The organism is Kitasatospora sp. NPDC097643 (genome assembly GCF_040302625.1).
Taxonomy (GTDB): Bacteria; Actinomycetota; Actinomycetes; order Streptomycetales; family Streptomycetaceae; genus Kitasatospora.
Window position 1 is genome coordinate 35,087 of the sequence record NZ_JBEOSA010000068.1, and the last position, 18,045, is coordinate 53,131.

Consider the following 18,045-nt stretch of genomic DNA (forward strand, 5'->3'; position numbering starts at 1 on the left):
TCTCAGGCCTTGAGCTGCTCGAAGACCTGCGCCGGGGTGTCGGCGAAGGTGATCAAGTCCCCCAGCGGGCGGGGCAGGAAGCCCTCGGCGTCCATCCGCTCCAGCTGGGTGCGCAGGCCGCCGTAGAAGCCCTCGGTGTCCAGGACGACCACCGGCTTGTCGAAGATGCCGTGCTTCTTGAGCTCCAGCACCTCGGTGACCTCGTCCATCGTCCCGAGCCCACCGACCAGCACCACGATCGCATCCGCCCGGGCGGCCAGCTCCGCCTTCCGCTCCGCGAGGTCGCGCGTCATGACCAGCTCGTCGGCCCCGGCGTACCCCTTGTGCTTGAGCAGCTCGACCATGACGCCGACCAGCTGCCCGCCGGCCGCCTTGACCTCATCGGCCAGCAGCCCCATCAGCCCGGCATTGGACCCACCCCACACCAGGGTGTGCCCGCCCTCACCCAGCAGCCGGGCGAACTCGGCGGCGGGGCCGGTGTAGCGGTCATCGAGCGAGTACGCGGAGCAGAAGACAGTGATGTTCATAGTGCTGTCCGGTTTATCACGCCCGGCCAGCCCCGCTCACCGGCTTTACGCCCTTGTTCGAACCGATCCGGTCAGCGCTCGACCGCAGGGACGGCCGGGCGCTCCGTCGTGGCGATGGTGGCGGAGCCGACGACGCGGGTGCCGTCGTACAGCACCACCGCCTGGCCGGGGGCGATGCCGCGGGCCGGGGTGTCCAGCTGGACCCGGAGCTCGCCGTCGACAACGGACGCGGACACCGGGACCTCCTCGCCGTGGGCGCGGAGCTGGGCGGTGTAGCGGCCGTCGGCGAGGGGCTCGGTGCCGCACCACCGGGGGCGGATGGCGGTCAGGCCGGTGACGTCCAGGCCCTCGACCGGGCCGACCGTCACGGTGTTGTTCACCGGGGAGATGTCCAGCACGTACCGCGGCTTGCCGTCCGGGGCGGGGCGGCCGATCCGCAGGCCCTTGCGCTGGCCGATGGTGAAGCCGTAGGCGCCGTCGTGCTCGCCGAGCTTGGTGCCGTCGACGTCGAGGATGTCGCCCGTCGCCGTGCCGAGGTGCTTGGCGAGGAAGCCCTGGGTGTCGCCGTCCGCGATGAAGCAGATGTCGTGGCTGTCGGGCTTCTTGGCGACCGCGAGGCCCCGGCGCTCGGCCTCCTCGCGGATGACGTCCTTGGTGGTGTCGCCGAGCGGGAAGAGGGAGTGGGCGAGCTGGTCGGCGTCGAGGACGCCCAACACGTACGACTGGTCCTTGGCGGCGTCGACGGCGCGGTGCAGCTCGCGCGAGCCGTCCGGCAGGTCGACGATCCGGGCGTAGTGGCCGGTGCAGACGGCGTCGAAGCCCAGCGCCAGCGCCTTGTCCAGCAGCGCGGCGAACTTGATCTTCTCGTTGCAGCGCAGGCACGGGTTGGGCGTGCGGCCGGCCGCGTACTCGGCGACGAAGTCGTCGATGACGTCCTCGCGGAAGCGCTCGGCGAGGTCCCAGACGTAGAACGGGATACCGATCACATCGGCTGCTCGCCACGCGTCCCGGGAGTCCTCGATGGTGCAGCAGCCGCGCGCGCCGGTGCGGAAGGACTGCGGGTTCGAGGAGAGCGCCAGGTGGACGCCGGTCACCTCGTGCCCCGCTTCGACGGCCCGCGCGGCGGCGACGGCGGAGTCGACGCCGCCGGACATCGCCGCGAGCACGCGCAGCCGGCCGGTGGACGGAGTGGTCGGGGCACCCGGGAAGTCAGTCATGATGCCCATAAGCCTACGGGTGCACCGGCTGTTCCCCGAAAGCCGATATCACCGCCGCAGCGCCGCCAGGCCCGCGTTCCGGGCCCGCTGCACCGCCGGGCCGATGGCCCCGGCGAGCGCCGCCACGTCCTCGCGGACCGAGGTGTGCCCGAGCGAGAACCGCAGCGACGCACGCGCCAGCAGCGGGTCGACGCCCATCGCGAGCAGCACGTGGCTGGGCTGCGGCACGCCGGCCGAGCAGGCCGAGCCGGTGGAGCACTCGATGCCCGCCGCGTCGAGCAGCATCAGCAGGGCGTCGCCCTCGCAGCCGGGGAAGGAGAAGTGCGCGTTGGCGGGCAGCCGCCCCTCGGCCGCCGGGTCGCCGTTGAGCACCGCGTCGGGGACGGCGGCCAGCACCTCGGCGATCAGTTCGTCGCGCAGCGCGCCGAGGGCGACCGCGTGCTCGGCCCGCCGTTCGACGGCCAGCGCGGCGGCGGCCGCGAAGCCCGCGGCGGCGGGTGCGTCCAGGGTGCCGGAGCGGACGTCGCGCTCCTGGCCGCCGCCGTGCAGCAGCGGGACGGGGGCGGCGCCGCGCGAGAGCAGCAGGGCGCCGATGCCGAAGGGGCCGCCGATCTTGTGCCCGGTGACGGTGAGCGCGGTGAGCCCCGACTCGGCGAAGGAGACCGGGACCTGACCGAGCGCCTGCACCGCGTCGGCGTGCATCGGGATGCCGTACTCGGCGGCCACGGCGGCGAGTTCGCGCACCGGCTGGACGGTGCCGACCTCGTTGTTGGCCCACATCACGGTGACCAGCGCGACCGACGCCGGGTCACGCTCGATCGACGCGCGCAGCGCCGCCGGGTGCACCCGGCCGAGCGCGTCGACCGGCAGGTACTCGACGGTGGCGCCCTCGTGCTCGGAGAGCCAGTGCACCGCGTCCAGCACCGCGTGGTGCTCGACCGGGCTGCACAGCACCCGGGTTCGGGCCGGGTCGGCGTCCCGGCGGGCCCAGTACAGGCCCTTGACGGCGAGGTTGTCGGACTCGGTGCCGCCGCCGGTGAGCACGATCTCGCTGGGGCGGGCGCCCAGCGACTCGGCCAGCGACTCGCGGGCCTCCTCGACCACCCGGCGGGCCCGGCGGCCGGCCGCGTGCAGGGACGAGGCGTTGCCGACCACCCCCAGGTGCGCCGTCATCGCGGCGATCGCCTCGGGCAGCATCGGCGTGGTGGCCGCATGGTCCAGGTATGGCATAACCATCCGATTGTAGAGGGCTTTCCCCCGCACCGGTCCCGCCGTGCGCAGCGTTCCGGCCAGCGCGACCGGACGGCGGTGTCCGGGAGTGGTTTGTACCACTGCGCCGGCCAGCGGTTAGCCTGACGAACACTTCTCGTCGGAGCGATCGGATCTCGGGGGCGCCATGTCGCAGTCGGTCGACCGTGCACTGACCCTGCTCGGGTCGCTCGGCGACGGGCCGGTCACCCTGGAACAGGCCGCGACCAGCATCGGCGTCCACAAGTCCACCGCACTACGGCTGTTGCGCACCCTGGAGGCGCACGGCTTCGCCCAGCGCCAGCCCGATCTGCGCTACCGCCTGGGCGGCCGGCTGCTGTCGCTGGCGCACCGCGCGTTGGAGGAGATCGACGTCCGGCAGGTGGCCGCGCCGTACCTGGCGGCGCTCAGTGCGCGCTGCGGCTACACCGTCCAACTCGCCGTACTGCACGACGGCGAGGTGCTGTACGTGGACGAGCTGGCCGGGCGCTGGGCCGGGCAGCCGAGCCGGATCGGGCGGCGGGCCCCGGCGGCCGGGACGGCGATCGGCCGGGTGCTGCTGGCCGGGCTGCCCGAGGACGGCACGCCGGAGGAGGAGTTGCCGGCCGAGCTGGCGGCGGTGCGGCGCCGGGGTTGGGCGGCGGAGTCGTCCGAGCACCGGGAGCCGGTGACCTGCGTGGCCGCGCCGGTGGCCGGCAGTGGCGGGCGGACGGTCGCGGCCTGTGCGCTGAGCGCCCCGGCGAGCCGGGTGCCGCCGGCCGAGCTGGCCCGGATGGTGCCGGAGCTGCTCTGCACGGCGGAGGCGATCTCGCTCGCGTACGGCGGTTCGCCTAGTCCTCGCTGGTGCGAGAACCGTTGCGGTGCCAGGCCCGCGGGGCACGCCAGCCGTACTTCAGGGCGAGCATCCGCAGGCCGAAGGCGGTGAGCGCGGCGGCGGTGCCGGTGGCCCCGGTGAGCGAGTCGGCGCCGATCAGCACCGCGACCAGGGCGGCGCCGACCAGGGCCGGGACGGCGTAGATCTCGCGGTCCCAGCGGAGCAGCGAGGGGATCTCCCCGGCCAGCACGTCGCGGACCACGCCGCCGCCGGCGGCGGTCACCATGCCGAGCGCGACGGCGGCGACCGCGCCGAGCCCGTAGTCGTGGGCCTTGGCGGTGCCGGTGACGCAGAACAGGCCGAGGCCGAGCGCGTCCAGGGTCTGCACGGCCCGGTTGATCCGCTCGACCTCGGGGTGCAGGAAGAAGACGACGAGCCCGGCCACCAGCGGGGTGAGGAAGTAGCCGAGGTTGCTGAAGGCGGCGACCGGGGTGGCGCCGATCACGAGGTCCCGCATCACCCCGCCGCCGAGGGCCGTGACCTCGGCCAGCACACAGATGCCGAAGATGTCCATGTTCTTGCGGACGGCGAGCAGCCCTCCGGAGAGGGCGAAGACGAAGATGCCGACGAGGTCCAGCGACTGCTGCACGTCGGAGGGGAAGATCTGCGAGGTCACCGCACCACTATGACCTGCGCGGACCTCCCCCTCCGAACCAGCGGCGTCAGGAGGCGGCGTCCGCCACCACAGCACCCGGAGCGTTCTCCGGGAAGTGGCAGGCCACTTGGTGCCCGGTCTTGAGCGCCGCCAGCGGCGGCTCCTGGGTGGCGCAGATCTCCTGCGCCTTCCAGCAGCGGGTGCGGAAGCGGCAGCCGCTGGGCGGGTTGATCGGCGAGGGGACGTCGCCCTTGAGCAGGATCCGCTCGCGGCCGTCCCGCTGGCGCCGGCGCGGGTCGGGCACCGGCACCGCGGACATCAGCGCGTTGGTGTACGGGTGCATCGGGCTGCCGTAGAGGGAGTCCCGGTCGGCGATCTCGACGACCTTGCCCAGGTACATCACGGCGACCCGGTCCGAGACGTGGCGGACCACCGAGAGGTCGTGCGCGATGATCAGGTAGGTCAGGCCGAGCTCCTTCTGGAGGTCGTCCAGCAGGTTGACCACCTGCGCCTGGATGGAGACGTCCAGCGCGGAGACCGGCTCGTCCGCGACGATCATCTTGGGCTTGAGGGCGAGCGCCCGGGCGATGCCGATGCGCTGGCGCTGGCCGCCGGAGAACTCGTGCGGGTAGCGGTTGTAGTGCTCGGGGCTGAGCCCGCACAGCTCCAGCAGCTCCTGGACGGCCTTCTTGACCCCGCCCTCGGTCTGCACCTTCTGCAGCCGGAACGGCGCGCCGACGATGGTGCCCACGGTGTGCCGCGGGTTGAGCGAGGAGTACGGGTCCTGGAAGATCATCTGGATGTCGCGGCGCAGCGGCCGCATCTTGCCGACGCCCAGGTGGGTGATGTCGGTGCCCTCGAACTCGATCTTCCCGCCGGTCGGTTCGTCGAGCCGGGTGACCAGCCGGCCCATCGTCGACTTGCCGCAGCCGGACTCGCCGACGACGCCCAGCGTCTCACCGGCGTTGACCGTGAAGTCGATGCCGTCGACGGCCCGCACCGCGCCGGTCTGGCGCCGCAGCAGTCCGCTGCGGATCGGGAAGTGCCGGGTCAGACCGGTCACCGTGAGCAGCGGCTCGCGGTCGGAGGCGGGCGCGGGAGACGGGATCGCCGCCGCCTGGGTCGCCTGAGTGTCCGTCATCGGTTCTCTCCAGAAAGGTGGTACGAGGCCGGGCTCACAGCCGGGGCGCGATCTCTTCGGCGAAGATGCGGTGCCGTTCGGCGGCCGCCAGGTGGCAGGCCGCGTGGTGCCCGGGGGCGGCCTCGGCCAGCACCGGGAGCTCGGTGGTGGAGCGTCCGCCGGTCAGTCCGGCGTACGGGCAGCGCGGGTGGAAGGCGCAGCCGGACGGCACGTTGATCAGGCTGGGCGGGGTGCCCTTGACCGGGACGAGCCGGTCCTGGAGCTCCCGGTCGAGGCGCGGCATCGAGCCCAGCAGGCCCCAGGTGTAGGGGTGTTCGGGCGCGTCGAAGAGGGTGTCGGCGGGGCCGCGCTCGACGCACTTGCCGCCGTACATGACCAGGATGTCGTCGGCGAGTTCGGCGACCACCCCGAGGTCGTGGGTGATGATGATGACGGCCGAGCCGAACTCGTCCTGGAGGTCGCGGATGAGGTCCAGGATCTGCGCCTGGACGGTGACGTCCAGGGCGGTGGTGGGCTCGTCGGCGATCAGCAGCGAGGGGTCGTTGACCAGCGCCATGGCGATCATCGCGCGCTGGCGCATGCCGCCGGAGAACTGGTGCGGGTAGTCGTCCACCCGGCGGTCCGGCTGCGGGATGCCGACCCGGTCGAGCATCTCGATGGCGCGGGTGCGGGCCTGCCTCTTGGTCGCCTGCGGGTGGTGAACCCGGTACGCCTCGACGATCTGCGCCCCGACCGTGTAGTAGGGGTGCATCGCGGTCAGCGGGTCCTGGAAGATCATCGCCAGTTCGCGACCGCGCAGCTGGCGGACCCGGTCCGGGCCGGCCGCGATCAGGTCCTCGCCGTTCAGCAGGATCTCGCCGCTGATCCGGGCCCGCTTGGAGCGGTGCAGGCCCATGATGCCCAGCGAGGTGACGGACTTGCCGGAGCCGGACTCGCCGACGATGCCGAGGGTGCGGCCCTTGTGCAGGTCGAAGCTGACCCCGTCCACCGAGCGGACCAGGCCGTCGTCGGTGTCGAAGTGGATCCGCAGGTCGCGCACGGAGAGGAACGGGTCGCCGGTGGGGGCCGGCGCGGGAGCGGCGGCCGCCGGGGTCTTCTGGAGGTCGGTCACGAGAGCCTCACCCGGGGGTCGACGAGGGCGTACAGGAGGTCGACCACGAGGTTGCAGGCGACGATGAAGAAGGCGGCGAGCAGCGTGACGCCGAGGATCTTCGGCAGGTCGTTGTCGCTGATCGCGGAGACCGCGAAGAAGCCGACGCCCTGGAGCGAGAAGACCTGCTCGGTGATCAGCGCACCGCCGAGCAGCAGGCCGAGGTCCATGCCGAAGATGGTGACCACGGGGGTGAGCGCGGAGCGCAGCCCGTGCTTGACGACGACCTTGCGCTCGACCAGGCCCTTGGCCCGGGCGGTGCGGATGTAGTCCTCGCTCATGGTCTCCAGCATTCCGGCGCGGGTGAGCCGGGCGTAGAGCGCGGAGTAGAGGAAGGCGAGCGAGACCCACGGCAGGATCAGGTTGCGGGCCCACATCAGCGGGTTCTCGGCGAACTCGACGTAGTGCAGGTTGTCGAGGATCGGCCACTCGTAGCTGAACAGCGTGAGCAGCAGCGCGCCGGTGAAGAAGACCGGCAGCGAGACGCCCGCGAGGGCGACGCCCATGGAGAGCCGGTCGAAGATCGACCGCGGCTTGAGGGCGGAGACGACGCCGGTGGCGACGCCGGAGAGCAGCCAGAGCACCGCGGCGCCGATGGCGAGCGAGATGGTCACCGGGATGCGGCTGGAGAGCTCGGGCCAGACCTCCAGGTGGTTCTTGAAGGAGTAGCCGAAGCACGGTACGTGGCAGGTGGCCGGTTCCGGCCCGAACTTGTACTCGGCGCCGCTGACCAGCGCCTTCAGGAAGCTCCAGTACTGGGTGTACAGCGGCTGGTCGAGGCCGAGGTTCTGCTTGACCGCCGCGATCGCCTCGGGCGAGGGGTTCTTCCCGATGTACTGCGCGGCCAGCTGGTCGGTCGTCTCACCGGCGAAGCGCGGGAGCAGGAAGAAGATCGCGAAGGTGACCGCGCTGACGACCACTAGCAGCACCAGGGCCGCGAAGATCCTGCGGATGATGTAGGCAAACACAGTTGGGCGGCTCCGGCGGCCCGCCGCCGTCCGGGATCTTCCGGACGGCGGCGGGCGCCGCTGCCTTCACCTGCCTTCAGGGATTGCGGAGCCAGGCTCTTACTTGGTGGTGCCGATGTTCAGGTAGTCGTACTCACCCGAGAAGGCCGGCGTGGAGCCGATGTTGGTGGCGTTGTCCGGGCGGTACAGGAAGACCTTGAAGTAGGTCAGCGGGACGTTGACCGCGCTCTCCATGACCTTCTTGTCGATGTCGCCGTAGATCTTCTCGCGGGCCGCCTTGTCGGGGTTGACCGCGGCGTCGTCGATCATCTTGTTGACCGCCGGGTCGTTCAGCTGGCCGAGGTTGCTGTTGCCCGAGGGCTTGATCGCACGGCCGTCGACGATCTGCTGGAGGAAGCCGTAGCCGGTCGGCCAGTCGGCGCCCCACTGCATCATCATCAGACCGATCTTGTGGTCCTCGGTGAACTGCGGCGAACCGGCGTTGTCGGTCAGGTACTTGCCCTGCGGGTACTGCTGGATCTCGGCGTTGATGCCGACCTTCTTCAGCGCGGCCTGGATCGAGGTGGCCGCGGCGACCTCGGTGGCGCGCTCGGTGCGGGCCGAGATGACGGTGCTGAAGCCGTTGGGCTGGTTGCAGGCCTTCAGGGCGTCCTTGGCCTTGCCCTCGTCGCCCTTGTTGTCCTTGGTCTCGAAGGCGTTGAAGTCCTGGTGACCCGGGATGTCCGGCGGGAGCATGGTGTTGGCGATGGCGCCGCGGATCGGGCCGCCCTCGGCGGTCTGCACCGAGACCTTGTCGATCGCGTACTGGACGGCCTTGCGGCACTCGACGTTGTCGAACGGCGCGACCTTGGTGTTGATCGCCAGGTAGACCAGGCGGCCGCCGTAGGCGTTGTCGGTCTTGGCCTTGAGCTTCTCGTCGCGCAGGATCTGCGCCTGGGTCTGCGGGTCGACGCCGCCGCCCACCAGGTCGACCTGGGCGTTGCCGGCCAGCAGGTCCTTGTCGATGGTGGCCTGGTCGATGTTCATCTTGAGCACGATCTTGTCCGGCAGCTGCTTCCGGATCGGGTCGGTGCTCTTGTCCCAGTTGGTGTTCGGCACCAGGACGGCCTGCTTGCCGTCCTCGTAGGACTCGAACTTGAAGGAGCCCGAGGAGACGACGTGCTTCACGTAGTCGGCACCGGTGTCCTTGGCCTGCGGGACCGGCGCGGTCTGCGGGGCGCTGACCAGGTAGTCGAAGTCGGCGAAGGCGTGCTGGAGGTGGAAGACGATCGTGGTGTCGTCCGGCGTCTCGATCGACTTCAGGTCGCCGGACTTGTCCTTGTACGGGCCCTCGTACGGCGTCGGGTTGTCGACCAGCAGGTCGTGGAAGTAGGTCGGGCCGTTGGAGTTCACGTCCGGCGCCCAGTTGGAGCGCTCGACGGCGTACTTGACGTCCTTCGACGTGATCGGCGTGCCGTCGTCGTACTTCAGGCCCTTGCGCAGCTTGTACGTCCAGGTCAGGCCGTCCGCGCTGGGCTGGCCCAGGGACTCGGCGAGGTCCGGGACGAGCTTGTTGCCCTCCTCGCCGGCGGCCGGGTTGAAGGTCGTCAGCGGACGGGCGTACAGGCGCGAGAAGTTGTAGATGTACGCGTAGTACGTGTTGCCCGGGTCGAGCGAGTCCGGGGTGCCCTTCATCTCGAAGGTGACCGTCCCGCCCTTCTTGTCCGAGGCGTTGACGATGTTCTTGGTGGCCGCGTTGGCGCCACCGCCGGCCGCGTTGGTGGCCGAGGAGGACGAGTCGCCGCTCTTCGACGAGCTGGAGCAGCCGGTGACGACCAGGACCGCGGCGGCGGCCGCCGCGGTCAGGGCGACGGTACGGGACCTGCGCATGGGTGAGATCAACCCCTTGAGGTGTGGAGGGTGAAAGGTCCTGACGTGGGGTCAGTTGCTCTTGGGATCGAGGGCGTCACGCAGCCCGTCGCCGAGCAGGTTGAAGGCGAGCACGGTGAGGAAGATCGCCAGACCGGGGACCACCATGTACTGGGGGTCCACCTGGTAGTACTTGATCGCGTCCTGGAGCATGCCGCCCCAGGAGGCCTGCGGGGGCTGGATGCCGACGCCGAGGAAGCTCAGGCCCGCCTCGAACAGGATGTTGGTCGGGATCAGCAGGGTCGAGTAGACCAGGATCGGACCGACCAGGTTCGGCAGCAGTTCCTTGAACAGGATGAACGGGCCGCGGGCGCCGAGGCTGCGGGCCGCGTGGACGAACTCCCGCTCGCGCAGCGAGAGCGTCTGTCCGCGCACGATCCGGCCCATGTAGGGCCAGTTGAAGAAGCCGATCACGAAGATCAGCACCATGATGTGCAGCGGGAGGCCGTGCAGGCCGAACGCGCCGCCCTGGAGCGAGGTCGAGATCGCGATGGCGAAGAGCAGCAGCGGGAACGCCAGGAAGACGTCCATGATCCGGCTGATCAGGGTGTCCACCCAGCCGCCGTAGTAGCCCGCCATCACGCCGAGGACGGTGCCGATGGTGTTGGACAGCACGGTCGCGCCGAAGGCGACCAGCAGGGAGACCCAGGAGCCCTCGATGACGCGGGAGAGCAGGTCGCGGCCCTGGAGGGGGTCGACGCCGAGCGGGTGGTCCCAGCTCATGCCGCCCCAGTCCCCGAACGGCAGGCCGCCGAGGTCGGCGTCCAGCAGGTCCTGGTTGAGGCCGTCGGGGTCGAGCCCGAACGCCGACTCGATCGGCTTCGCCAGCACGGCGAGCAGGATCAGCAGGATCACCACGATGCCGCCGGCGACGGCGGCCTTGTCCCGCTTGAAACGGGTCCAGGCGATCTGGCCGAGGGAGCGGCCCTCGATCTTCTTGGCCGGGCTCGCGGGGGCGGGTGCCTCCGGCTCGTTCCCGGCGGTTGTGATGGGTGCGGTCATGGTCAGTTGGTCCCCTCGCCGACGGTGGCCGGCCCACGGGTGCCGGTCACCGGTTCGGCGGTACGGCTGCGGACGTGCGGAGGTGCTAGGAGCGGGTGTGCGCGGCAGTACGAACGTGCACGGGTACTGCCACCACGCGGGATGGGCGTCGCGTGGATCGAGCGGTCGGCGTGCGCGTTCACCTTCGTGGGGTTCCTAGTACGCGCGGTGCGTTGCGCAGAACTCTCTGCCATCCGAACTGGCTTGCGCCAGCCCTGACAACCGACAGATGCCCAACTGTGATCTGCGAGTCTGCACCTCCTCGCCTCCGGCATATACCTCTTCACATGGCTGTAACAGGCATGTCAACATGCCTGCCAGGGTCGTCCGGGAATTCGTCCGGAAAATGCCGAAGCCGACCTGAGGCGAAATCAGGTCGGCTTCCGGAGGAGCGTTTTGGAATTCAGCGCCCCGGGTATCCGGGCCACGGACGCTGCGGCGGCTGGGGCTGCCCGTGCCAGCCCTGGGAGGGCGGATGGGTGCCGTAGCCGTACCCGGCCTGCGAGGGGTAGCCCGGTGGCGGCACCGGCGGGTAGGGGCCGGTCTGCGGCCCGCCGCGACCGGCCTCCCGGTCGAAGAACGGGCGGGTGTTGGCCCGCATCCACAGCGCCACCGGGTCGTACTCGTCCGCCATCGCCACCGTGGACACCGCCAGCCCCTCCGGGGCCACCGCGATCGCCCGCTGCATCAGCGCCCGGACCGCCTCCACGGCCGGCGGCGAACTCTCGTACAGGTCGAGGCCGATGGCCAGGTACGGTTCGCCCACGGCCGGTTGCACCCAGGCCCGGCGCAGCGCCCGGACCGCGCGCACCTCACCGGCCTGGCGCTCCAGCAGCGCGAAGAACTGCGGGGCGTTCAGCTGCGGCTCGCTCAGCTTCAGCGGCCCGGCCGGCAGCCGGTCCAGCCCGGCGGCGATCCGCCGCAGGTCCGCCCAGGGCACGCCGACGCCGCCGCCGGGGGCGTGCGGGTTGAGCCACAGGCCCCAACGGGTCCGGTACAGCGAGGCGGCGATCTCCCGTCCGGAGATCACCTCGTGCGCCCGCGCCCAGCCGGACGCCGCCAGCTGCTCGGGCGAGGTGACGGCCGGCGCGTAGCCGTGGCCGCCGATCTCCATGTTCCCGTACTGGGCGTCCGGGCTGCCCGGCGTGCCGTGCCACAGCAGCATCCAGACCTGACCCTCGGCCAGCGCGTGCAGCAGTTGCTCGTACGCGTCGTAGCGCTCCGGCGCGACCTCGCGCAGGGCGCGCTCCAGCACGCCCGGATCCGCCCCGGGGCGCCCTGCGGACGCCTGGCCCCAGGACCCCGGTGCACCTCCCGCTACCGCTCCCGCACTCATGCGCCCACCTCGCCGCGCCTCTTTCCTCAAACCCCGCCGGCCCGTCGGCCGTCAGCACGCACCCTATGGCGCGGCACCGGCCACCGCCACGGCGACGTGCCTGTGAACCCCGCTCACGTCCGGGTGTAGAAGGGCAGTACCCGGGTGAGCAGCCACTCGACCACCGGGTCGTCGGCGAGGTCGAGCAGTACGAGGTGGACGCCGCCGGGCAGCGGCGCGGTTCCCAGCGCCCGGCCGAGCGCCTCGTTCACCGCGCCCGGGTCGGCCGGGGCGGCCGGGTCCAGCTGGATGCCGAGGAACATCACGGTCGGCTCGCCCTCGATGCTGGCGAGCGCCCGGCGTGCGGTCAACACCCCCGGCAGCGCGGACAGTTCCGCCCGGCAGGCGGCCAGGAAGTGCTCCGGGTCCTCGCCCGGCACCGGCTCGCGCAGCGCCACCCGGCCACCGGTCGGCGCCGCCGGGTCCTCGTCCCAGCGGTCGGCGCGCGGCCCCCGGCGCAGCTCGGCCACGCCCTGCGGCGGCACCGGGATGCCCACCGCCGCCTCCGGGTTGACCGCGATGCCCACGCCCAGCGGCAGTCCGCGGGCGAACTCCCAGACCGGCGCGACGGCGAAGGCCATCCCCGGCGCCTGCTGGAGGAACACCTCCTGCGAGGAGAACACCGGCACGTACGGGTCGCCGGCCAGCTCGATGGTCGGCAGGTCCAGCGACTGCCCCTGCGGGTCGCCGCCGGACGGCAGCGGGATCCACACCTGGCTGCGGGCCAGCACCTCGATCACCCGCGGGGTCGCGCCCGGGTCGCCCAGCGCGGCGGTCAGCACCTGCTCCAGCTCGTTCGCCGGCCACGCGCCGCCCGGCGGCGCCGCCTGCGGCCCGCCCCACCCCTGCTGCTGCTCCACCGGGAACTCCACCTGCCTGACCGTCCTGCCGCCTCGTCGACGCGTGCAGCCTAGCGGGCCGGGGTGGCCCCGAGGGGCCGTCCCCGGGGGCCCCTCTCCCGCGCGGCCGCCGGACGTGCCATGATGTGCGCGTCTCCGGCGGTGTTCCCCGCGGAGTCGCCAACTCCATACCGGCCGCTCGAACCCGCGCGGGAGAGCCCGGAGTGCCCCCTCAGGCGGCACAGCCGGCGCCGAAGGAGCAAGTCCTCCCCGGAATCTCTCAGGCACCCCTACCGCACGGGTTAGGCACATCTGGAAAGCGGCGCACGGCTTGTCGCGCGCCCACCCACGGTGCAAGCCGCCATGCTGTCCTGTTAGCTGGAAACAGCTGCCGGCGCGTGTGCGGTGAAGCTCTCAGGTTCGACGACAGATGGGGAGACCCACGCCGCCGCATGCCCGCGCGCAGGGTCGGCCCCCGAGCGGGCCCGGTCCGGCGCGTGCACCCCTGAGTGCCCAGACCGAGGAGTTCCAGGCCATGTCGTCCCTCCGCCTCACCGCGCTCGACGCGCTGCACCGCGCCCTCGGCGCGACCATGACCGACTTCGCCGGCTGGGACATGCCGCTGCGTTACGGCAGCGAGCGCGAGGAGCACCTCGCCGTCCGCACCCAGGCCGGTCTGTTCGACCTCTCCCACATGGGCGAGATCACCGTCACCGGCCCGCAGGCCGGCGAGATGCTGGACCACGCGCTGGTCGGCTTCGTCTCCGCGCTGGGCGTGCTGCGCGCCCGCTACACCATGATCTGCGCCGAGGACGGCGGCATCCTGGACGACCTGATCGTCTACCGCCTGCGCGAGGACGCCTTCCTGGTCGTCGCCAACGCCTCCAACGCCCAGCTGGTGCTGGACGAGCTGATCGCCCGCGCCAAGGGCTTCGACGCCGTCGTCACCGACGACCGCGACACCTACGCGCTGATCGCCGTCCAGGGCCCGGAGTCCACCGCGATCCTGGCCAAGACCACCGAGGCGGACCTGCCCGGCCTCAAGTACTACGCGATCCTCCCGGCCCAGGTGGCCGGCCGCGACGTGCTGCTCGCCCGGACCGGCTACACCGGCGAGGACGGCTTCGAGATCTTCTGCAACCCGGGCGACGCCGAGGCGATCTGGCAGGCGCTGACCGGGGCCGGCGAGGGCCACGGCCTGGTGCCGTGCGGCCTGTCCTGCCGCGACACGCTGCGCCTGGAGGCCGGCATGCCGCTGTACGGGCACGAGCTCTCCACCGACCTGACCCCGTTCGACGCCGGGCTGGGCCGGGTCGTCCGCTTCGACAAGACCACCAACGACGGCGCCTTCGTCGGCCGCAAGGCCCTGGAGAAGGCCGCTGCCGAGGCCGAGGCCAACCCGCCGCGCGTGCTGGTCGGCCTGGTGTCCGAGGGCAAGCGCGTCCCGCGCGCCGAGTACACCGTGGTCTCCACCGACGGTGCCCCGATCGGCCGGATCACCTCGGGTGCGCCGTCCCCGACCCTGGGCAAGCCGATCGCGATCGCCTACGTGGACGCGGCGCACGCCGCCCCGGGCACCACCGTCGCGGTGGACGTGCGCGGCAAGCACGAGCCGGTCCAGGTCGTGGCGCTGCCGTTCTACAAGCGCGCCCGCTGACCCCCGTCACCCGTTCCCGAGGTGTGTCCGCCCCGGGCCGCTTCGTCGTACCCGCTTCCCATCCTGGAGAATGACGCCATGAGCAACCCCCAGCACCTGCAGTACACCAAGGAGCACGAGTGGCTGACCGCCGCCGAGGCCGGTGTCTCGACGGTCGGCATCACCAAGCACGCCGCCGACGCCCTCGGTGACATCGTCTACGTGCAGCTGCCCGAGGTCGGCGACGCGGTGACCGCCGGCGAGACCTGTGGCGAGCTGGAGTCGACCAAGTCGGTCAGCGACCTGTACTCCCCGGTCACCGGCGAGGTCGTCGAGGTCAACCAGGACGTCCTGGACGACAACAGCCTGGTCAACAGCGCCCCCTTCGAGGGCGGCTGGCTGTTCAAGGTCCGGGTCGAGTCCACGGACGAGCTGCTCAGCGCCGACGAGTACGACGCCCTCACCAACCCCCAGGGCTGATCCCCTGCGCCGGGGCGGCCGCAGCGCGGTGGCCGCCCCCGGCCGGGTCCTCTTTCCTCTCTCCTCCCGGGAAGACCACACCATGACGGTTCTGAACCAGTCCCTGCACTCCCTCGACCCGGAGATCGCCGCCGCGGTCGACGCCGAGCTGCACCGCCAGCAGACCACCCTGGAGATGATCGCCTCCGAGAACTTCGCCCCGGTGGCGGTCATGGAGGCCCAGGGCTCGGTGCTCACCAACAAGTACGCCGAGGGCTACCCCGGTCGCCGCTACTACGGTGGCTGCGAGCACGTCGACGTCGTCGAGCAGATCGCGATCGACCGCATCAAGGCCCTGTTCGGCGCCGAGCACGCCAACGTCCAGCCGCACTCCGGCGCGCAGGCCAACGCCGCCGCGATGTTCGCGCTGATCCAGCCGGGCGACACCATCCTGGGCCTGAGCCTGGCCCACGGTGGTCACCTGACCCACGGCATGAAGATCAACTTCTCCGGCAAGCTCTACAACGTGGCCGCGTACCACGTGGACGAGAAGACCGGCCAGGTCGACATGGCCGAGGTCGAGCGCCTCGCCAAGGAGCACCAGCCGAAGCTGATCATCGCCGGCTGGTCCGCCTACCCGCGCCAGCTGGACTTCGCCGAGTTCCGCCGCATCGCCGACGAGGTCGGCGCGCTGCTGATGGTCGACATGGCGCACTTCGCCGGTCTGGTCGCCGCCGGTCTGCACCCCAACCCGGTGCCGTACGCGGACGTGGTCACCACCACCACCCACAAGACCCTGGGCGGCCCGCGCGGCGGTGTCATCCTGTCCAAGGCCGAGTGGGCCAAGAAGATCAACTCCGCGGTCTTCCCCGGCCAGCAGGGCGGTCCGCTGGAGCACGTGATCGCCGGCAAGGCGGTCGCCTTCAAGGTCGCCGCCTCGGAGGAGTTCAAGGAGCGCCAGCAGCGCACCCTGGACGGCGCCAAGATCCTCGCCGACCGCCTGCTCCAGGCCGACGTCGCCGAGGCCGGCGCCTCGGTGCTGTCCGGCGGCACCGACGTGCACCTGGTCCTGGTCGACCTGCGCAACAGCCAGCTCGACGGCCAGCAGGCCGAGGACCGGCTGCACGAGGTCGGCATCACGGTCAACCGCAACGCCATCCCGAACGACCCGCGCCCGCCGATGGTCACCTCGGGCCTGCGGATCGGCACCCCGGCGCTCGCCACCCGCGGCTTCCAGGCCGAGGACTTCCGCGAGGTCGCCGACATCATCGCCGAGGCGCTCAAGCCGGCCTTCGACGAGGCCACCGCGACCGCGCTGAAGGCCCGCGTCACCGCGCTGGCCGAGAAGTACCCGCTCTACCCCAACCTCTGATCACCGCGGTGGTCGCGTGATCACTTCGGTGATCGCCTGATCACTTCGGTGGTCGTCCGGGCGGAGTGACCGGCCTCACCCCGCCGCGGCACCTGGGAATCCGGGGCACCGCGCACACTTGGTAGTGCGCGCGGTGCCCCGACCCGTGTCGGCCCCCCGCCCGCCCGTTCCTCCACGAGACCAGACAAGGACGTCCCCCGTGGCCATCAGCGTCTTCGACCTCTTCTCCATCGGCATCGGCCCGTCGAGCTCCCACACCGTCGGCCCGATGCGTGCGGCCCGGATGTTCGCCCGCCGCCTGCGGTCCGAGAACCTGCTGGCCGACGTGACGAGCGTCCGCGCCGAGCTGTACGGCTCACTGGGCGCCACCGGCCACGGCCACGGCACCCCGAAGGCCGTGCTGCTGGGCCTGGAGAACAACTCCCCCCGCACCGTCGACGTCGACCAGGCGGACCGGGACGTCGAGCGGATCACCGCCGAGAAGCGGCTGCGGCTGCTGGGCGAGCGCGAGATCGACTTCGACCCGGACAGCCACCTGGTCCTGCACCGCCGCCGCTCGCTGCCGTACCACGCCAACGGCATGACCCTCTGGGCGTACGCGGCCGACGGCTCGACCCTGCTGGAGAAGACGTACTACTCGGTCGGCGGCGGCTTCGTCGTCGACGAGGACGCGATCGGCGCGGACCGGGTCAAGCCCGACGACACCGCGCTCAAGTACCCCTTCCGCACCGGCGAGGAGCTGCTGCGGCTCACCCGCGAGACCGGGCTGTCGATCTCCGGCCTGATGCTGGAGAACGAGAAGGCCTGGCGCTCCGAGGAGGAGATCCGGGCCGGGCTGCTGGAGATCTGGGCCGTGATGCAGGAGTGCGTGCGGGCCGGCATGTCCCGCGAGGGCATCCTGCCGGGCGGCCTCAAGGTCCGCCGGCGGGCCGCGTCCGGCGCGCGGGCGCTGCGAGCCGAGGGCATCGGCCCGGCCAACGCGATGGAGTGGGTGACCCTCTACGCGATGGCGGTCAACGAGGAGAACGCCTCCGGCCGCCGGGTGGTCACCGCGCCCACCAACGGCGCGGCGGGCATCATCCCGGCCGTCCTGCACTACTACCTGAACTTCATCCCGGGCGCCGACGAGGACGGCATCGTCCGCTTCCTGCTCGCGGCCGGCGCCATCGGCATGCTCTTCAAGGAGAACGCGTCCATCTCCGGCGCCGAGGTCGGCTGCCAGGGCGAGGTCGGCTCCGCCTGCTCGATGGCCGCCGGCGGCCTCGCCGAGGTCCTCGGCGGCAGCCCCGAGCAGGTCGAGAACGCCGCCGAGATCGGCATCGAGCACAACCTCGGCCTCACCTGCGACCCGGTCGGCGGCCTGGTCCAGATCCCCTGCATCGAGCGCAACGGCATGGCCTCGGTCAAGGCCGTCACCGCCGCCCGGATGGCGCTGCGCGGCGACGGGCGGCACCACGTGTCGCTCGACAAGGCGATCAAGACCATGAAGGAGACCGGCGCCGACATGAAGATCAAGTACAAGGAGACCTCGCGCGGCGGCCTCGCCGTCAACGTCATCGAGTGCTGATCCGTTTTTCGTGAGGCCCCCGGACGGGATCCCCTTGAGTTCTAGTGGTCGTTGCAACACCCCAGTTCAAGGGGTGCAATGTTCAAGATCCGGGAGAACCGGACGGTGGCTCAAGGCCGGAAGGTCCT

General features: G+C 71.5%; 16 protein-coding genes and 1 riboswitch. Of the genes, 5 read left to right on the forward strand and 11 right to left on the reverse strand.

Translation table 11 applies throughout. The features are described from left to right. Nucleotides 1-2: 2 nt before the first annotated feature. The 3 genes from ABTY15_RS32215 to ABTY15_RS32225 all read right to left on the reverse strand — a co-directional run bounded on the left by ABTY15_RS32215 (nucleotide 3) and on the right by ABTY15_RS32225 (nucleotide 2,974). On the reverse strand, nucleotides 3-527 hold the full coding sequence (locus ABTY15_RS32215) for an LOG family protein (RefSeq protein WP_350603204.1): 525 nt from the start codon (nucleotides 525-527) through the stop codon (nucleotides 3-5). 71 nt (nucleotides 528-598) lie between these two features. After that, complete coding sequence (gene mnmA / locus ABTY15_RS32220) at nucleotides 599-1,744, reverse strand: tRNA 2-thiouridine(34) synthase MnmA (RefSeq protein WP_350603207.1); 1,146 nt, start codon at nucleotides 1,742-1,744, stop codon at nucleotides 599-601. Between the two features lie 48 nt (nucleotides 1,745-1,792). After that, on the reverse strand, nucleotides 1,793-2,974 hold the full coding sequence (locus ABTY15_RS32225) for a cysteine desulfurase family protein (RefSeq protein WP_350603212.1): 1,182 nt from the start codon (nucleotides 2,972-2,974) through the stop codon (nucleotides 1,793-1,795). A gap of 166 nt (nucleotides 2,975-3,140) precedes the next feature. Between ABTY15_RS32225 and ABTY15_RS32230 the strand changes: the two genes are divergently transcribed. Further along, nucleotides 3,141-3,917: an IclR family transcriptional regulator gene (locus ABTY15_RS32230; RefSeq protein WP_350603214.1), complete on the forward strand. Its 777-nt coding sequence runs from the start codon at nucleotides 3,141-3,143 to the stop codon at nucleotides 3,915-3,917. Here ABTY15_RS32230 and ABTY15_RS32235 read toward each other — a convergent pair. The 8 genes from ABTY15_RS32235 to ABTY15_RS32270 form a co-directional block, all read right to left on the reverse strand. After that, on the reverse strand, nucleotides 3,823-4,482 hold the full coding sequence (locus ABTY15_RS32235) for a trimeric intracellular cation channel family protein (RefSeq protein WP_350603218.1): 660 nt from the start codon (nucleotides 4,480-4,482) through the stop codon (nucleotides 3,823-3,825). The two genes, ABTY15_RS32230 and ABTY15_RS32235, sit on opposite strands and share 95 nt — an antisense overlap. A 46-nt stretch (nucleotides 4,483-4,528) precedes the next feature. Beyond that, nucleotides 4,529-5,602, reverse strand: a complete 1,074-nt coding sequence (locus ABTY15_RS32240) for an ABC transporter ATP-binding protein (protein WP_350603221.1) — start codon at nucleotides 5,600-5,602, stop codon at nucleotides 4,529-4,531. 34 nt (nucleotides 5,603-5,636) lie between these two features. Next, a complete protein-coding gene (locus ABTY15_RS32245; RefSeq protein WP_350603225.1) occupies nucleotides 5,637-6,713 on the reverse strand; it encodes an ABC transporter ATP-binding protein in 1,077 nt (358 codons plus the stop codon). Further along, complete coding sequence (locus ABTY15_RS32250; protein ID WP_350603227.1) at nucleotides 6,710-7,720, reverse strand: ABC transporter permease; 1,011 nt, start codon at nucleotides 7,718-7,720, stop codon at nucleotides 6,710-6,712. The genes ABTY15_RS32245 and ABTY15_RS32250 overlap by 4 nt, the downstream gene beginning before the upstream one ends. 99 nt (nucleotides 7,721-7,819) lie before the next feature. Next, entirely contained in the window at nucleotides 7,820-9,589 is a 1,770-nt protein-coding gene (locus ABTY15_RS32255) for an ABC transporter substrate-binding protein (RefSeq protein WP_350603229.1), read from the reverse strand. Between the two features lie 51 nt (nucleotides 9,590-9,640). Further along, nucleotides 9,641-10,630, reverse strand: coding sequence for an ABC transporter permease (locus ABTY15_RS32260; RefSeq protein WP_350603232.1), 990 nt, complete (start codon nucleotides 10,628-10,630; stop codon nucleotides 9,641-9,643). Nucleotides 10,631-11,072: 442 nt separating this feature from the next. Further along, on the reverse strand, nucleotides 11,073-11,924 hold the full coding sequence (locus ABTY15_RS32265; RefSeq protein WP_350603234.1) for an enhanced serine sensitivity protein SseB C-terminal domain-containing protein: 852 nt from the start codon (nucleotides 11,922-11,924) through the stop codon (nucleotides 11,073-11,075). 194 nt (nucleotides 11,925-12,118) lie between these two features. Next, a complete protein-coding gene (locus ABTY15_RS32270; protein WP_350603236.1) occupies nucleotides 12,119-12,916 on the reverse strand; it encodes an enhanced serine sensitivity protein SseB C-terminal domain-containing protein in 798 nt (265 codons plus the stop codon). Nucleotides 12,917-13,083: 167 nt separating this feature from the next. Then, nucleotides 13,084-13,189: riboswitch (glycine riboswitch) on the forward strand. A 229-nt stretch (nucleotides 13,190-13,418) separates the two neighbouring features. Here ABTY15_RS32270 and gcvT point away from each other — a divergent pair. The 4 genes from gcvT (at nucleotide 13,419) to ABTY15_RS32290 (ending at nucleotide 17,917) form a co-directional block, all read left to right on the forward strand. Then, entirely contained in the window at nucleotides 13,419-14,540 is a 1,122-nt protein-coding gene (gcvT, locus tag ABTY15_RS32275) for a glycine cleavage system aminomethyltransferase GcvT (protein WP_350603238.1), read from the forward strand. A 78-nt stretch (nucleotides 14,541-14,618) separates the two neighbouring features. Beyond that, nucleotides 14,619-14,999 (forward strand): glycine cleavage system protein GcvH, encoded by a 381-nt coding sequence (gcvH, locus tag ABTY15_RS32280; protein ID WP_350603240.1) that lies wholly within the window; start codon nucleotides 14,619-14,621, stop codon nucleotides 14,997-14,999. Nucleotides 15,000-15,081: 82 nt separating this feature from the next. Next, nucleotides 15,082-16,350 (forward strand): serine hydroxymethyltransferase, encoded by a 1,269-nt coding sequence (gene glyA, locus ABTY15_RS32285; protein WP_350603245.1) that lies wholly within the window; start codon nucleotides 15,082-15,084, stop codon nucleotides 16,348-16,350. Nucleotides 16,351-16,549: 199 nt separating this feature from the next. Continuing rightward, nucleotides 16,550-17,917, forward strand: a complete 1,368-nt coding sequence (locus tag ABTY15_RS32290; RefSeq protein ID WP_350603248.1) for an L-serine ammonia-lyase — start codon at nucleotides 16,550-16,552, stop codon at nucleotides 17,915-17,917. The last annotated feature ends 128 nt before the right edge of the window (nucleotides 17,918-18,045 follow it).

What these genes read in the sequence shown, in the direction of transcription:
- ABTY15_RS32215 (WP_350603204.1), bottom strand. Translation starts at nt 527, where the DNA reads ATGAACATCACTGTCTTCTGCTCCGCGTACTCGCTCGATGACCGCTAC.
- mnmA (WP_350603207.1), bottom strand. Translation starts at nt 1,744, where the DNA reads ATGACTGACTTCCCGGGTGCCCCGACCACTCCGTCCACCGGCCGGCTG.
- ABTY15_RS32225 (WP_350603212.1), bottom strand. Translation starts at nt 2,974, where the DNA reads ATGCCATACCTGGACCATGCGGCCACCACGCCGATGCTGCCCGAGGCG.
- ABTY15_RS32230 (WP_350603214.1), top strand. Translation starts at nt 3,141, where the DNA reads ATGTCGCAGTCGGTCGACCGTGCACTGACCCTGCTCGGGTCGCTCGGC.
- ABTY15_RS32240 (WP_350603221.1), bottom strand. Translation starts at nt 5,602, where the DNA reads ATGACGGACACTCAGGCGACCCAGGCGGCGGCGATCCCGTCTCCCGCG.
- ABTY15_RS32255 (WP_350603229.1), bottom strand. Translation starts at nt 9,589, where the DNA reads ATGCGCAGGTCCCGTACCGTCGCCCTGACCGCGGCGGCCGCCGCCGCG.
- ABTY15_RS32260 (WP_350603232.1), bottom strand. Translation starts at nt 10,630, where the DNA reads ATGACCGCACCCATCACAACCGCCGGGAACGAGCCGGAGGCACCCGCC.
- gcvT (WP_350603238.1), top strand. Translation starts at nt 13,419, where the DNA reads ATGTCGTCCCTCCGCCTCACCGCGCTCGACGCGCTGCACCGCGCCCTC.
- gcvH (WP_350603240.1), top strand. Translation starts at nt 14,619, where the DNA reads ATGAGCAACCCCCAGCACCTGCAGTACACCAAGGAGCACGAGTGGCTG.
- glyA (WP_350603245.1), top strand. Translation starts at nt 15,082, where the DNA reads ATGACGGTTCTGAACCAGTCCCTGCACTCCCTCGACCCGGAGATCGCC.